The sequence below is a fragment of the Paenibacillus sp. 276b genome (genome assembly GCF_900107875.1).
GTDB lineage: Bacteria > Bacillota > Bacilli > Paenibacillales > Paenibacillaceae > Paenibacillus > Paenibacillus marchantiae.
Window position 1 is genome coordinate 46174 of record NZ_FNRR01000011.1, and the last position, 14492, is coordinate 60665.

Here is a 14492-nt window from a genome sequence, read left to right on the forward strand (position 1 = left end):
ATAAACCAAAAGAAGATATTCCTGTGGATACAGGAAACTGTGGATAGGGAAATGAGAGAAGCCAACAGGGTTGGCTTTTTTTGTTGTCGCGTTTGCAGGATAACGTGTGTATAATGGGCTGTTGCAGGAGACGGTTCAGTGGTTAAAGTTGTACAATAACGTAAAGGATACAAGACAAGGACGTGGTCTATTTTATGATTCGTACACTCGCCATCTCACGGGATCATCAGGTATCTGTAAATGTACCGCTTACACAGCTGGATCTGCAGGATTACGCTTGGGTATGGGCAGATTTCAATCAGCCTTCCGAAGAGGAAAGCCAGTTGCTCGATACATATTTTCATTTTCATCCATTAGCTATTGAGGATTGTATGCATGTATTGCAGCGACCTAAGCTCGATTATTATGACAATTTGCAGTTCCTCGTGCTGCATGCACTGAATCCGACCACATTGGAAGCGGAAGAGGTGGACCTGTTTCTGGGTGCGAACTTCCTGGTATCCTTTCATCACGGGGCACTGGAGGAAGTTGATGAAGCTTGGGAGAGGTTGCTGCATCATGCGCACGAACGAACCATCTGGGCCCGAGGCCCGGTGGCAGCGGCATATACGGTGATGGACAAGTTGGTCGATCATTATTTCCCGTCTCTGTTTGCCATAGAGGATGAGCTGGCTGAACTGGAGAACCGGGGCGGCAAGGAGTCGGTGGAAGACCTGATGAATCAGGTGTTCGACTTGCGCAGTCGACTGCTGAAGCTTAGACGGACGGTAGTGCCTATGAGGGATCTGCTCTATCGTGTAGTCAATTCTCAGCATGTGCAGAGAACAGGAGAGCATACCGTATATTTTACCGATATCTATGACCATTTGTTGAAGCTGACGGATATGATTGAAGCTGATCGGGAGATGACGGCTGACCTGCGCGACAGTTACATTTCGCTGAATTCCAACCGTATGAACCAGATTATGAAGACCCTCACCGTGATAACAACAGTCTTTATGCCACTGACGCTGATCGCAGGGATCTATGGCATGAACTTTGCTTATATGCCTGAGCTGCAATGGAAGTTTGGCTATGGGGCTGTCCTGCTGTTGATGTTTATTCTGGGCGGAAGCATGGTGGCCTGGTTCGTGAAGCGGGGCTGGTTTAAGTAAGGAAGAATAGAAACTGAATAGCAAGTGAAGAGTTAGCGATCTCCACAGATCGCTTCTTTAGCCTGTGTATGATGTGCATAAGAGGGCAAATAAGAGTACATATAGATTCATTTTCGGAATAGATGTCCACATGTGGATAAAATAAATGAAGAAGCATCATGTGCATAACTTTATTTGAGGGGGAATTTGGCTGTTACGAACAGGGTGGAAAAAGTAATAGGCATCTTCAGTACTGAAGACGCCTTGGGGAATTTCTCAAGGAATGGATTCTATGAGCTGAATTTTAACATGGGATTTATATCATAAAAGAACCTTGCTACCTTTTTATGATAAGTTGGATGGCTACTGGCCCTTCGCAGGTTACTCTGTTTGCTCCAATACAAATGTGGCTGTAGCTGTAGGTTGTCCATTAACGACAATCGTTAGCGTATGCAAACCAGCGTAATGCTTTCTCGTCGTAATGACTTTGAACGATTGCTTCGTTGCAACCGTGGTTCTTCCGGTAGGGAAGGTTTTGTCAGAGCATTTGAACCGCTTGGGTGCCTGCTTGCCATTTGCTTTCATATATCCGATTTCATATTCGATTCGCAGCATCTGTGACTGACCACTTTCATTAACGACATCAAAGGAAAAATGAAGATCTTCCCCGATGGCCACGGTATCTCTTGCAAGCTGAAGATGCTCGATATGTGTCGCATCCTGCTCGACATAACCAAAGAGACTCAGCGCCTTCGGATGTCCCTTTTTCAGTAATGAGCGGCTTGCATGACGAACGATCCAGTCCGTATGTTCATGTTGTCCGTACCAGCTTGAGGCCAAATCCAGGACCAGTTCTGGATGGTCTTTCGAGATGTCGTTCAGGTGATTGGCTACACTTTTTCGGACATACAGGGACTCGTCCTGCTTCAATTCATGCAGAATGGGAAGTACTGGGGTGGGATCAGTGATGAATTCCCGAAGTTTGGAACCCCATGGAAGACGTGGACGGCTGCCCTCACTGGCAAGCCTGCGTATATGTTCATTGGAACTTCCCGTCCATTCCATCATGCGTTTCATCGTTTCGATCGGGTAGCGTTCAATAAACGGGCGTACCGCGAACTCGGAACTGGAATAAGGTGTGAAGAGGGTCAAGTACTTCATGGATAGTTCGTAGTTTTCCGGCGCAAGTCCGTTGACTTCAATAAAATCAGGAACGAACAAATACTCGACCCCTCGCATCTGTGGTGCTGCCTGTTCAATCACGTGTAATGCCTCTTCATAGTTGTCAGGGAGCACTTCGGTCAATACCGACGTAATGCGGCGGATACGAGCTTTGAATTCCAGCTCTCCCCAGCCTTCGGCAAATACAAGTTCACGAAATTGCTGCTTGTCCAACTTGGGGTAGAATTGGTGTAACCTTTCTCCTGTCCGGTCGATTAATGCGGGAGTATATTTGTCTTTAAACAGTTCCATAATCCGCCTCCTTTATCTATAACACAGTATACCTCAATTCACGGGAATAAGAACATAGGTTCTTAAGAAAAGGTTATGAATATTCTCTTATATGAAAGAATGAGTGGATTGAAGGGGAGAATAAGATGGAAGTGGATTAAGGCCCCCCCTTATGTAAGAGGGCGCCTGGGAAAAGAGTTAGAGCTTTTTGCTTTTTTTAGGACGATGTTTGGTAGAATTGGATTTATTCCGGCCAGTTTTACTATTCGTGTTCCGTTTGCGCGGAGCAGAGGTCGTTTTTTTACGGCGTTTGCGTGAGCGAGGTGGCGAATACTCTTCATAATCTTTATCCGCAACACTGCTTCCCTTTTTTCCTTTTCCAAAAGGCAGAATCCCCATCACTAGTTTCATCATGGGTGCCATCTGCTGGAAGCCGCCAACGACCTTTTGCATTTTGCCGATTCCACTCATGATGCCATCAATTCCACCGAAGCGGTCGATCATTCCTTTCAGTTCTCCGATGTTGGCCAGGGAAAAGCCTGAGGAAGACGCAGGCGCTTCCACCGGAACAGGGGGAGCAACAGGAGCTCCCCCGCCGAAAAAGTTTCCACCGGGTCCCCCGGGACCACCTGGACTATAAGGCACAAGTCCGGATGCTTCAACCTCTTGGAATTGAGGGTAGTAAGGCTCTACTCCAGGATACATGGGTGGAACCTGAGCTTCATTCAATGCCCGTGGCGGCATATAGGCAGTAGTATGGGCCTGCCGTTGCGTATGGGAAGCCGGACGCTGCCGTGGAGCGGGCTGGCGGTGATAATAATGCTGTGGCATGAACTATCACGTTCCTTCTATGTTGGATTTCGGAATTGCGTTCCTTCAGCTGCTGGACGTGCATAACAGACCGAGTTGGAACTCCCTTTTGCTATACTGTATGTCATTAGCGGAGAGACGGCGTAGGCGAGTATCCCGTAAAACGGGATATTTGCGGATTTGGGCGCAGGAGAGTATGATAGGTTCGCAGTGGAATTATATGGTTTGGACATAAATTTGTCACATTTTAAACATAACAATTCCTACATAATTAATCGGAAATATACGCGGAAAAAGGGGATAAATCGTGAGATAGAGGGGGATTGTGCGCGCAGGAAGGACATTAATGCTATATGAAAGCGGTAACATGTATTTTTATTCTGTAGTGCGTGAAATCGTTAACGCTTGAAATACCAACTCAGGCTGGGTACAATGAAGGTACACAGTAACCGCTAGGGGATGATGATGAAATGCAGCTGAAAAAGCTAAATGATAAAAGCATTGAACAATTATTTGAGGCTATTTTGACTCTGAAAGATATTGAAGAGTGTTATGTGTTTTTTGATGACCTCTGCACGGTAAACGAGATTCAATCCATGTCCCAGCGGCTGGAAGTAGCGCGTATGCTTGGCAAAGGAAATACCTATAACCAGATTGAAGCTGAGACAGGTGCAAGTACAGCCACGATCTCTCGTGTAAAACGCTGCTTGAACTACGGTAATGACGGTTATAAAATGACGCTGGAACGCCTGGGACGTTAAGGATGAAGAAACCGGGTGTACTCATCATTAGTCACGGTTCTCAGGAGAAGACCTGGGTAGAATCCGTCGATGACGCGGTCTCCCGGTTGAATCTGCCTGTACCCTTGCCCGTTGAAGCCGGGTTTCTTGAGCTTGTGGAGGGACGCCTGATCCAGGACGGTATCAACCGACTGGAAGCACAGGGCGTAACTGATATATTGGTCGTACCTCTGTTTGTTTCGTCCGGTAGTACACATGTGGATGAGATTGAGTATGCCATCGGTGCCAAAGACGCTCCGGAGCGTGAGACTGATCTGGAACCCTTCGAGGTGAATGCACAAATTCACTTCGGTTATCCTGTGGATAACGACCCGGATATTGCGGTTATGGTCTGGGACAAGGTAAAGGCCCTGTCGCAGCAACCAGAACAGGAGACGATTCTGTTAGTCGGACATGGGAGTATTCACGATGGATTCCGTCAGCGCTGGGAAGCGGGCATTTCTTCACTCGCACAGCGGGTGCAGGAAGTAAGCGGTGTTGCTCATACCGATTATGCGCTGCTAAATCCGGATAGTGTGTACGACAAGGCGAAATACTGGAGTGAAGAGCGGGGGAGCCGGGTTATTGTGGCGCCGCTGTTTTTGAGTGCCGGTTATTTCACCATGAAGGCGATCCCGGGCCGGCTGAAGGAACTGGATTACGCGTATAGTGGTGAGACACTGCTTCCACATCCTTTATTAGGAAAGTGGCTGGAGCGCCAAATTCAACTTTTACTGGAAAGATGTAATAAGGTTAGGTTTTAATTCAGGGAAAACAAGTCGCTGCTGGCGATTATTCCCGTTATCTCTAACAATAGCTTAAACACAAACGGCAGAGATGCCGTTTTTTTGTTTTTATATGTATTTTAGACAAAACACGCCGAATCAGGCGTGTTTTTTTGTATTAGGCCAAACCCTTTACGAGCCGAAGTTCCGGGTTCAATCCGTTCATACAGAGTGGAGGTGAGGGTTTTAACTCAGAAATGATTATCTTTACAGGAAAGTTTTTGTCTGATAAGATGTCAACATTCAATTGTTAACCTTGAAAATAATTTTGGTTAACAATTGAAATACTCTAAAGGAAGGTGATATCTTGTGACACATTATGAACGGCTTGCAGCTATAAATAAGGCCCATTTATGGAACCCTTTTACGCAGATGAAAGATTACAATAACTCTGATCCTCTCATCATTGAACGAGGCGAAGGCGTCATGCTCTATGACGTCCAGGGACGTGCTTATTATGATGGCTTCTCCTCGGTTTGGCTTAATGTTCACGGACATAACATACCCGAGCTGAACCAAGCCATAACGGATCAGTTGGAACGTGTTGCACATTCTACGTTACTCGGAATGGCTAATGTGCCAGCTATTGAACTTGCTGAGAAACTAGTAGAGATTTCCCCAGAGGGATTAAATAAAGTATTTTATTCCGATTCGGGCGCAACGGGTGTTGAGATCGCAGTGAAAATGGCGTTTCAATACTGGAAGAACCGAGGAGAAACCGGTAAAACGAAGTTTATCACGATGAATCAAGCCTATCACGGAGATACGATTGGTGCGGTGAGTGTCGGTGCAATTCCGTTGTACCATGATGTGTTCCGTCCCATGCTATTTCCTACTCATGTCATTCCATATCCTTACATTTATCGACATGAGGACGGCGAGCGGGAAGCCATGGAAGCTACTTTAACCGCATTGCGTAATGTACTTGAAACCAGTGCAGATGAAATCGCGGCTATTATTGTGGAGCCGATTGTGCAAGGAGCTAGTGGTATCCTTATTATGCCAGAGGGCTGTCTACGCGAGATGGCAGCACTTTGCCGTACATACGGTGTACTGTTCATAGCCGATGAGGTGGCGACAGGCTTCGGTAGGACAGGTGCTATGTTTGCTTGTGATCTCGAAGAAGTTTCACCTGATTTGATGGTGATAGGCAAAGGTCTTACAGGCGGCTACTTACCTGTGGCAGCGACACTGGCAACAGATGAGGTGTACAGCGCATTTTATGCCGATTATGAGGAGCAAAAAACATTTTTCCACGGTCATTCCTTCACAGGTAACCCGCTCGGTTGCGCAGTTGCTTTGGCTAACTTGAAACTATTTGAAGAGCGCAACCTAGTGGAAGGTGTAAGAGCAAAGGCGGCTTTTGTAGAGCAGAAGCTCTCAGTACTTAAAGATTCTCCGCACGTCGGGGATATCAGGCAGAAGGGATTGATGTTAGGAATTGAGCTTGTACGGGATAAAGCAACTCGGGAACCGTACGATTGGGCCGAACGTATCGGCGTTCGTGTAACGGAGCGGGCCAGAGAGCTTGGCATGCTTACGAGACCCCTTGGTAATGTTATTGTGTTCATTCCTCCTCTTGCTAGCACAGAGGCTGAGCTTGAAGCAATGATTGATATCTTGATGCAATCCATTTTTGACGTCACCGAAGGTGGTTTGGAATCATGAATGTAATTCGCGGATTATTCGTAACAGGTACGGACACAGGGGTTGGGAAAACAATCGTTACAGGGGCTCTTGTGGCTGCGCTTCGAGCTGAAAAACGGAATATAGGCGTCTGGAAGCCCGTGCAATCCGGTGCACTTCTTGGCAGCGGAGAAACCGATGCAGAACGCCTGTTGCAATACACCGGAATTCATGAGCGTGCCGAGGATGTGGCGCCATTTACATTCCAAGCTCCACTGACCCCGATGCTCGCTGCCAAGCAGGATGGGGTGGATATTACGTTACAGGAGATTATCAGTGCGGGTCAGCCACTGGCAAATCGATACGAGTCGATACTCATTGAAGGGGCAGGCGGCGTCGCTGTTCCACTGACCGAAGACTCTCTTGTAGTAGATTTGATCTCGGAGCTTCGAACACCGGCCCTGATCGTTGCGCGGACAGGTTTAGGTACGATTAATCATACACTTCTTACAGTGTCATACCTGCAGCAGCATGGGGTACCGATCGTAGGTTTTATTCTTAACGATGGTGAATCTGACGAGATTTATAACGATTCCAGCATCACAACAAACGCGGAGCTGATTGAACGTTATTGCGGCATCCCCTTTCTTGGACGTTTTCCCCGCTTGATGGACGAAATGAATACGGAAATGTTGATCCAGGTCATTCGAGAAAAGATCCAGTTAACACCAATCAGACAGGCATTAACAGTTCAATCCATGGAGGAGGAATGAAGATGAAAACAACGGTAACTAATCTAGAATGGTCGTCGCTTGCGAAACGATCGTTGAATGGCGAATGTTTGACAATGGAAGAAGGACTTGCCGTGCTTGAAGCAAGCGATGATGAGGTACTGTCGCTAATGCAAGCGGCTTTTCAAGTGAGGCAATATTTTTACGGCAAAAAAGTGAAGCTGAATATGATCATCAACGCCAAAAGCGGCTTTTGTCCCGAAGACTGCGGTTATTGCTCACAATCCATTGTATCCACCGCTCCCATCCAAAAATACAGCTTGCTCGACAAAGAAACGTTGCTTGCAGGAGCACATGAAGCTATGGCGCGTAAAGCAGGAACCTATTGCATTGTAGCTTCAGGGAAAGGTCCCACGAATAAGGAGCTGGATCAAGTGGTAGAGGCGGTAAAAGAAAACCGTGAAAAGATGCCTCTTAAAATCTGTGCATGTCTAGGAATCTTGAAGGACGGTCAAGCAGAACGTCTGGCTGAAGCAGGCGTGCACCGATACAATCACAACTTGAACACAAGCAAGGCCAATTATCCATCGATCACCACAACGCATACCTATGACCAGCGAATTGAAACTGTGGAAAAGGTTAAAGCATACGGCATGTCTCCCTGTTCTGGTGTCATTATCGGTATGGGTGAGAGTAATCAGGAAATTGTTGAGATGGCTTTCGCGCTCCGTAAGCTTGATGCGGATTCAATTCCGATTAATTTCCTGAATGCAATACCGGGGACCCCTCTGGAAGGAGCGGGACGCACTCCGGCTATGAAGGCGCTTAAGGTACTGGCACTATTTCGGCTCATCTGTCCATCTAAAGAGATTCGTGTTGCGGGTGGACGCGAGATCAACCTCCGTACATTGCAACCTTTGTCACTGTATGCTGCTAATTCACTCTTTGTAGGTGATTATTTAACGACAGCAGGTCAGGAAATATCAAATGATCATCAAATGATTGAAGATTTGGGTTTTGAGATTGAGTTAAATGCACTATAAGGCCGTACGGAATATGAACTGGATGGAAAAAGAACTTGCGTTATTGGCTGATGCCTCCAATGAACGTTACTTGAGTGATAGTGCCGCTGTTCCAGATTCTCCTGGGTATACGTGGAGAGGAGACCGAGTGCTCCTCAACCTGGCCTCCAATGACTACCTGGGACTTGCTCGACATCCCGCTATCATCGATACAATTCGCGAGGCGCTTCTTACCGAAGGAGGAGGCTCGGGCGCATCTCGTCTTGTTACTGGGAATCGACCACCTTATGGCCGTCTGGAAGAAGCGCTGGCCACTTGGCAACATAGTGAAGCTGCGCTTGTTTTTGCCAATGGATATATGGCTAATTCTGGTGTCATTCGTGCGCTCGTGGGCCGGGGTGATGTCGTTTTTAGCGATCAATTAAACCATGCCAGCATCGTGGACGGTATTGTGCTGAGCCGCGCGGAACATGCCCGGTATCGGCATAATGATATGGAACATCTGAAGCTATTATTGAACAAATATCGGGATAAACGACGTAAGCTGATTGTCACGGATGCCGTCTTTTCAATGGATGGTGATCAAGCACACTTGGAAGAGCTCGTTGCGCTCAAACAAGAATACGGGGCAATGCTGATGGTGGATGAGGCGCACAGCGGGGGCATCTACGGGAAACGGGGTGAAGGACTTTGCTTTAAGCTTGGTCTGCATCATGATGTGGATGTGCATATGGGGACGTTTAGCAAATCATTCGGTTTATATGGAGCTTATGTCTGCGGCAGCAGAACATTAATCCGCTTTCTCGTTAACAAAGCAAGGCCGCTCATCTATTCAACGGCATTGCCGCCTTCTCTGGTAGCTGGTATATCAACAGCGTTAACTTTGGTACAAGCGGATCATTGGCGCCGGGAACGCCTCTACTCGGCAAGTCCATTATTTCGTTCTTCGCTTAGGGATGCCGGATTTAACGTTGGGACCGGGGACTCCCCTATTGTGCCGATCATTGTCGGTGATAACGAAAGGGCTCTTCGTTTCAGTGAGGCACTTGAAGCAGGCGGTATTGCTGGGATTGCCATCCGACCGCCTACCGTTCCTGATGGCACAGCGCGAATCCGCTTCTCCTTATCTGCCGACCATACCCCTAAGGAACTGAATGATGCCAGTGCACGAATCTGTAAAATCGGGCTGCAGTTAGGGGTGCTGAGCTTATGAATGCCTTGGATATTAGTCCACTGCAAATTGAGCAGGAGACAAGTGGAACCATACTATGGCTAACGGGATGGAGCATGCCTGATGCGGTGTTTGACCGTCTTCGCCTGTTATTGCCTGAATTTCGTCATATGTCTGTAGATTATAGTGTTGCGGATTCTCCAGAGGAAATCCTGTGTTTAACTGAAACAGCAGTTAGAGACATGTTAGGTATTGAAGGGTCAGTTTGCAGGGAGAGAGTAGCACACGGTCCGCTTCTGATATCAGGTTGGTCGCTCGGAGGTTTACTGGCGCTCAGACTAGCGGCTAAAGGTTACGTGGATGGCCTTGTGCTGTTCGGTGCAACGGCTCGTTTTACCCGCTCAAAAGAAGAGTTTGACCGCGGCTTAGCAGATGCATACGTTAGGCAGATGATCAAAGGGATTTTAAAGGATCGACACGCAGTTGAAGCCAATTTTCGAAAGATTATGTTTACGGAGCAAGAACGGAAAGTAGGTCTTGCTGAATGTCTACCTCATACGGGTAGCTGGACAACGCAAGCGCTACTGGCAGGCCTTCAGCTTTTGAGAAGCGAAGAATGTTTGTCTCAATTGCCCAATATCGATTGTCCGGTTCTTCTTATTCATGGGACTGAGGATAGGATATGTCCTTACGGTGCTGGATTGGAGCTTACAGCTCATTTACCTCAAGCCAAGTTAATTACATTAACAGGCTGCGGGCATGCACCCTTTTTAGGAAAAGAAGTACACATCGCTGATGAATGGAGGAGATGGTGGCATGACCATTGGAAGAAGTAGTGTTGTTCAACGCCAATTTAATCGTAGTGCCACTTCTTATGATGCACATGCTCATATTCAGCGTTCTATGGCTGATCAGCTAGCAAGATCCCTCGCTGAATGGAAGAACAAAGGGTTCTTAAGTGATCCGAGCATTCTCGAAATCGGTTGTGGCACAGGGGCTTTGACTCAAATCCTAGTAAATGAATGGCCTAATGCGAATATTATTGCACTTGATATTGCACCCGAGATGATCGAAGTGGCTTCAAAACGGTTCCGATCAGCACAGCATCCAGGTGAAGGGGATTGTACAACGGATCGTTTGCGTTTTCTTCAAGCGGATATTGAGACATGGGCCGTAAATGCATCGGAGTGCTCCGTGGATATCATCGTCTCCAACGCCTGTTTTCAATGGCTAAGTTCGCCGCAAGAAACACTGAGTCATCTGAGGCGAATGCTACGCCCCGGAGGTTTGCTCATATTTACGACCTTCGGGCCTGATACATTTCGTGAGATGCATGAGGCATTTGATGAAGTTTATCGTGCCAACGGGATGGAACCACAGCGACATGGACTTTCGTTTCATTCACCTGTTCAATGGGAAATCATGCTTCAGGAATCCGGATATTCTAGTTTCCATTGTGAGCGTTCGATTCATATGGAAAAGTATGCTTCGGCAAGAGATTTTCTGTATTCGGTTAAAGGAATGGGAGCCAGCACTTCAGAAGCAGCAACGATTCCTGGGTACAGTTTACGACGTTTATTCACCAACATGTATAAGCAGTACGAGGATAAGTTCAGCACGCAGGGAGGAGTCTCGGCAACATATGATCTCCTGTTTATTCAATCCGTAGCTCCTTATTAACCCTTTACCTGAGAAGGAAGAATCAGATGAAGCTCCAGCAAAGACATCAGTTCTTCGACAATCTCCTGTGCCGGATAAGGCATGGAATTCATGATCCACCATTCCAGCAGCCCAGCGGCGGCAGAAGCCAGAAATTGTACAGTGATCTCCCGATTGGTACCTTTGTGAATGCCGCACGCATCAACCTGCTCTTCCACTCCCTGAATCAGGATTTTCATCAGCCGGTTTCGAAAAGCAGGAATGCCTTTTTGGGTTAATAGCGTGGTATAAACAGGGGCGTGCTGCTCCAGATAACAGAAGGTTCGGAGCATCGCCTCCTTGACGGTCATGGGCGTTGTAGGACTCTCTACGATACAGCTCTCCACCAGCTGCTGCAAATACGTCTCAATGCTTTGATCCAGCAGATCGAACTTGTCCGTGTAGTGCAAATAGACTGTACCACGGTTCACATTGGCCCGATCAGCAATCTCATTAATCGTAATTTGCTCGAAATCCTGCTCTTCTAACAACCCGATAAAGGCATCGGTTATGGCTTTTCTTGTTTTGACCACTCGTCTGTCCATGGCTCCCCCTTTGATGTTTTCAACAATATGGATCCATTCGTTGATTATTCAACAATAACGGATATTTTAGCGATTGAAGCGTTGCAGATGCTTTGTTACTCTTATTTTATCAACAAATGTTGATAAAACAACGAATATCCATAAAAAATTGAAATAGAGGGATAACTAATGAATATATTAGTGTATGGCGCAGGCGTTCTGGGCAGTCAGTTGGCGCAGGTTCTGGTACGCGGAGGAAATGACGTTACCCTTCTGGCTAGAGGGAAGCGGGCAGACGAACTGGAGAGAGATGGTATTGTCATTCGTCATGTGTTCCAGCTTAAAACGACCGTTGATCCGGTTCGGGTAACAAGAACGCTGGAAGAGAAAGATGAATATGATCTTATTTTCGTGGTTATGAAGTACAACGATTTTCCATCAGTACTGCCTATTTTGGCAGCCAATCAGAGCAGGAACTTGGTGATCGTCGGTAACAATGCAGATGCACGAAGCATGCAAATCTTTTTGGCGGAAAACAGCAAGGTGGAAAAAAGGATAGCGTTTGGTTTCCAGGTCAGCGGTGGGCGGCGGCAAGAAGACCGGATGTTATCCATTGGTGGAGCAAGCGGGCAAATGGTGATTGGTGGACTGGACGGTGAGATTGCCTTTAAATCGATACTGGGTCAAGCTTTTGAGAAGACGAAATACAAGTTGAATTACCTGGACGATATCGATGCCTGGCTGAAAAGCCATATTGTGCCCATTCTGATGCTTAATGCGGTGAGCTTTAATGAAAAGCGTGAGATGATCAAGCTGGACGGAAGCAGAAAGCAAATCCAACATATGATTGGGGCGATGGATGAGGGCTTTAGCGTGCTTGAGGCTATGGGCATAACGATTATACCGGAGATTCAGGCGAAACTGATTCGCAAACATCAGCGGATGTTTTACCTTCTATTAAAGATGTATAGTATGCTTCCGATCTATAAACTGGTTGCGGGTTCCTTTGGAGAGATCGAGGCGTTAAATAATGCATTTACGGAATGGAAAAAGGCTACTGGTATACCAACACCGCATTGGGAGATCTTGAAAAGGGACTATTCCCTCTTATAAGCATAATCAAAGCAACTTCCTATTGCTCTTACTTCATTTACAGACTACAATTAAACCAACTAATAAAATGGGGATAAGGAGATATGCAGATGCGGGAAGTACCTATGCGCTATGTCAAAGCGAACCAGATCGGGATTGTCCTATTTGTCATCCTGTCATTTCTGTTCAATCAACCGTTAATTCTGGGAGCCTTATGGATCATCCAAGTCATTGGTTTGGCATCCGGAGGCAAGCTTAATCTGTTTGTGCAGATTGGGAAGGCCGTGTTAACGGGAAAAGGGACAGAGACACAGGCAGTGGAACTGCAACGCTTCAACAATGTTCTGGCCGTATTGTTTCTTACGCTAGCACTTGTCTCATTCGGCCTTGGTTGGCAGGTAGCAGGTTATATTTTCTCGTCGATGCTTCTCCTCGCTGCAAGTGCTGCATTGCTCGGTTACTGTGTAGGCTGCACCGTATATTTTTGGTATAAACAGCTCCGAGCTGGCAGAAAGATTGGTTTTTAAACTATATGTGATTGCAAAACAATCCCCTCCAAGTTCTGTGTCTACTTGAAGGGGATTTTACTTTTTTTATCTAAACCAGGCCTTGTTTAAATTGTTTGTAAAATTGCTGTCGTTCAACGGAACATTAGCACTGCCAAAATCGGTCGTATTCAGCGCATCGCGTGCCGCAGACGTCAGATCATCCCAGCCGATCAAAGGCTGCATTCCACCGACGGTTCCCGTAACACCAAGCTCATGGTTTAGAGGCCAAGTACTATTGTAACTAATCAAAGGATTCGTACCGTTCAGGTTTGTGTTACTTGGTGCAACATTCGTGAACTGCCCATGCCCTGAATAGGCGATGGAGAGGATTTGAGGATTTTGTGCTGCGGGATTATCTACCCATACAACGATACCTTCCCAGTCATGACGATGGCCGAGACCGGAGGAAGGGGAGTCTTTCGGGAAATACCATGCGTACATAATAGCCCATACGCCATTATGCCATGCCGAACGGGAGTACACTTGCCCTCTGCTTGAGCTGCAGTTTCCATTAGGTGAACCGGAGGTTTGCAAGCCTGCATTGGTATTACCCTGTTGATCCACGGCGGGGAATGGAACACATCCATGGTAGACTTTTAAGTAGGGTTGGAAACGCTTGGCTGTTATTTGCGTGACTGTGACGGGAGTTACTTCCTGGAATCCGACAACCTGATCATGGTTAATGACTGCCGCTTCAACGTCTGTGACAAAGGGAATACAGGCCAAGAGCGAAACCATAAGCAATAATACGAGTTTTTTCATTCGGTGATCTCCTTCATGGGTATGATATTGGAATGTGTTGAGGATGCACTAAGACTATATTGGAGAAGGTTTCATTTTATTTGTCATCTCATTCAGGTTTTTGTAAATTTTTTGCAGGATATGGTTGTTCTCATGATTTGAGAGGGTATAAGACTATTTCCGGCCCAAGCGGGCAGAATGGTGATGGATGGTTATAAATGACAGGAAATCCATAGGATTAGATTCAAGAGGAGTGCTAGAGGTTTATTTTGTAAAGGATAGACAAGTTCGGAAGTGAACAGAGAGCATGCTCGTCATTGCTGGAGTGGGATAATTCTTAAGGTTTTATCTTTATTGTTATCCAGATGTAAAATTTCGTT

15 protein-coding genes are annotated in these 14492 nt (G+C 46.7%); 11 read left to right on the forward strand and 4 right to left on the reverse strand.

Annotation, left to right across the window (positions count from 1 at the left end; genetic code table 11):
- Window positions 1-194: 194 nt before the first annotated feature.
- Window positions 195-1154 carry a magnesium/cobalt transporter CorA gene (gene corA / locus BLV50_RS30365; RefSeq protein WP_063568080.1) on the forward strand — a complete coding sequence of 320 codons (960 nt, stop codon included), beginning with the start codon at window positions 195-197 and terminating at the stop codon, window positions 1152-1154.
- A 360-nt stretch (window positions 1155-1514) separates the two neighbouring features.
- On the opposite strand, the gene BLV50_RS30370 is transcribed toward corA, so the two are convergent.
- Both BLV50_RS30370 and BLV50_RS30375 read right to left on the reverse strand, forming a co-directional pair.
- The gene (locus tag BLV50_RS30370; protein WP_090811759.1) at window positions 1515-2606 is read right to left on the reverse strand and encodes a DNA alkylation repair protein; all 1092 of its coding nucleotides are present in this window, start codon (window positions 2604-2606) and stop codon (window positions 1515-1517) included.
- A gap of 177 nt (window positions 2607-2783) precedes the next feature.
- Window positions 2784-3416, reverse strand: a complete 633-nt coding sequence (locus BLV50_RS30375; RefSeq protein ID WP_079697190.1) for a hypothetical protein — start codon at window positions 3414-3416, stop codon at window positions 2784-2786.
- Window positions 3417-3865: 449 nt separating this feature from the next.
- Here BLV50_RS30375 and BLV50_RS30380 point away from each other — a divergent pair, with 449 nt between their 5' ends.
- The 8 genes from BLV50_RS30380 to bioC all read left to right on the forward strand — a co-directional run bounded on the left by BLV50_RS30380 (window position 3866) and on the right by bioC (window position 11189).
- Window positions 3866-4156: a YerC/YecD family TrpR-related protein gene (locus BLV50_RS30380; protein ID WP_017690665.1), complete on the forward strand. Its 291-nt coding sequence runs from the start codon at window positions 3866-3868 to the stop codon at window positions 4154-4156.
- A 2-nt stretch (window positions 4157-4158) separates the two neighbouring features.
- A complete protein-coding gene (locus BLV50_RS30385; RefSeq protein ID WP_090811761.1) occupies window positions 4159-4938 on the forward strand; it encodes a sirohydrochlorin chelatase in 780 nt (259 codons plus the stop codon).
- Between the two features lie 330 nt (window positions 4939-5268).
- Entirely contained in the window at window positions 5269-6627 is a 1359-nt protein-coding gene (bioA, locus tag BLV50_RS30390; RefSeq protein ID WP_072735710.1) for an adenosylmethionine--8-amino-7-oxononanoate transaminase, read from the forward strand.
- On the forward strand, window positions 6624-7358 hold the full coding sequence (gene bioD, locus BLV50_RS30395) for a dethiobiotin synthase (protein WP_090811763.1): 735 nt from the start codon (window positions 6624-6626) through the stop codon (window positions 7356-7358). The genes bioA and bioD overlap by 4 nt, the downstream gene beginning before the upstream one ends.
- 2 nt (window positions 7359-7360) lie before the next feature.
- On the forward strand, window positions 7361-8359 hold the full coding sequence (gene bioB / locus BLV50_RS30400) for a biotin synthase BioB (protein ID WP_090811765.1): 999 nt from the start codon (window positions 7361-7363) through the stop codon (window positions 8357-8359).
- A 13-nt stretch (window positions 8360-8372) separates the two neighbouring features.
- A complete protein-coding gene (gene bioF, locus BLV50_RS30405; RefSeq protein WP_090811871.1) occupies window positions 8373-9551 on the forward strand; it encodes an 8-amino-7-oxononanoate synthase in 1179 nt (392 codons plus the stop codon).
- A 5-nt stretch (window positions 9552-9556) separates the two neighbouring features.
- Window positions 9557-10345: an alpha/beta hydrolase gene (locus tag BLV50_RS30410; RefSeq protein ID WP_256338084.1), complete on the forward strand. Its 789-nt coding sequence runs from the start codon at window positions 9557-9559 to the stop codon at window positions 10343-10345.
- Window positions 10326-11189: a malonyl-ACP O-methyltransferase BioC gene (bioC, locus tag BLV50_RS30415; RefSeq protein ID WP_090811767.1), complete on the forward strand. Its 864-nt coding sequence runs from the start codon at window positions 10326-10328 to the stop codon at window positions 11187-11189. The genes BLV50_RS30410 and bioC overlap by 20 nt, the downstream gene beginning before the upstream one ends.
- Here bioC and BLV50_RS30420 read toward each other — a convergent pair.
- The gene (locus BLV50_RS30420) at window positions 11186-11752 is read right to left on the reverse strand and encodes a TetR/AcrR family transcriptional regulator (RefSeq protein ID WP_090811769.1); all 567 of its coding nucleotides are present in this window, start codon (window positions 11750-11752) and stop codon (window positions 11186-11188) included. The genes bioC and BLV50_RS30420 overlap by 4 nt on opposite strands.
- A 168-nt stretch (window positions 11753-11920) precedes the next feature.
- Between BLV50_RS30420 and BLV50_RS30425 the strand changes: the two genes are divergently transcribed.
- Both BLV50_RS30425 and BLV50_RS30430 read left to right on the forward strand, forming a co-directional pair.
- Complete coding sequence (locus BLV50_RS30425) at window positions 11921-12844, forward strand: ketopantoate reductase family protein (protein WP_090811771.1); 924 nt, start codon at window positions 11921-11923, stop codon at window positions 12842-12844.
- A gap of 89 nt (window positions 12845-12933) precedes the next feature.
- Window positions 12934-13350, forward strand: a complete 417-nt coding sequence (locus BLV50_RS30430) for a DUF4395 domain-containing protein (protein WP_090811773.1) — start codon at window positions 12934-12936, stop codon at window positions 13348-13350.
- 66 nt (window positions 13351-13416) lie between these two features.
- Here the strand turns inward: BLV50_RS30430 and BLV50_RS30435 are convergent, their stop codons facing one another.
- Complete coding sequence (locus BLV50_RS30435; protein ID WP_090811776.1) at window positions 13417-14133, reverse strand: NPP1 family protein; 717 nt, start codon at window positions 14131-14133, stop codon at window positions 13417-13419.
- Window positions 14134-14492 lie beyond the last annotated feature (359 nt).

Excerpts from the sequence above, each read along its gene's own strand:
- BLV50_RS30385 (WP_090811761.1), top strand. The coding sequence starts at position 4,159 with ATGAAGAAACCGGGTGTACTCATCATTAGTCACGGTTCTCAGGAGAAG.
- BLV50_RS30430 (WP_090811773.1), top strand. The coding sequence starts at position 12,934 with ATGCGGGAAGTACCTATGCGCTATGTCAAAGCGAACCAGATCGGGATT.
- BLV50_RS30425 (WP_090811771.1), top strand. The coding sequence starts at position 11,921 with ATGAATATATTAGTGTATGGCGCAGGCGTTCTGGGCAGTCAGTTGGCG.
- bioB (WP_090811765.1), top strand. The coding sequence starts at position 7,361 with ATGAAAACAACGGTAACTAATCTAGAATGGTCGTCGCTTGCGAAACGA.
- BLV50_RS30420 (WP_090811769.1), bottom strand. The coding sequence starts at position 11,752 with ATGGACAGACGAGTGGTCAAAACAAGAAAAGCCATAACCGATGCCTTT.
- BLV50_RS30435 (WP_090811776.1), bottom strand. The coding sequence starts at position 14,133 with ATGAAAAAACTCGTATTATTGCTTATGGTTTCGCTCTTGGCCTGTATT.
- bioC (WP_090811767.1), top strand. The coding sequence starts at position 10,326 with ATGACCATTGGAAGAAGTAGTGTTGTTCAACGCCAATTTAATCGTAGT.
- BLV50_RS30380 (WP_017690665.1), top strand. The coding sequence starts at position 3,866 with ATGCAGCTGAAAAAGCTAAATGATAAAAGCATTGAACAATTATTTGAG.
- corA (WP_063568080.1), top strand. The coding sequence starts at position 195 with ATGATTCGTACACTCGCCATCTCACGGGATCATCAGGTATCTGTAAAT.
- bioF (WP_090811871.1), top strand. The coding sequence starts at position 8,373 with ATGAACTGGATGGAAAAAGAACTTGCGTTATTGGCTGATGCCTCCAAT.
- BLV50_RS30370 (WP_090811759.1), bottom strand. The coding sequence starts at position 2,606 with ATGGAACTGTTTAAAGACAAATATACTCCCGCATTAATCGACCGGACA.
- BLV50_RS30375 (WP_079697190.1), bottom strand. The coding sequence starts at position 3,416 with ATGCCACAGCATTATTATCACCGCCAGCCCGCTCCACGGCAGCGTCCG.
- bioD (WP_090811763.1), top strand. The coding sequence starts at position 6,624 with ATGAATGTAATTCGCGGATTATTCGTAACAGGTACGGACACAGGGGTT.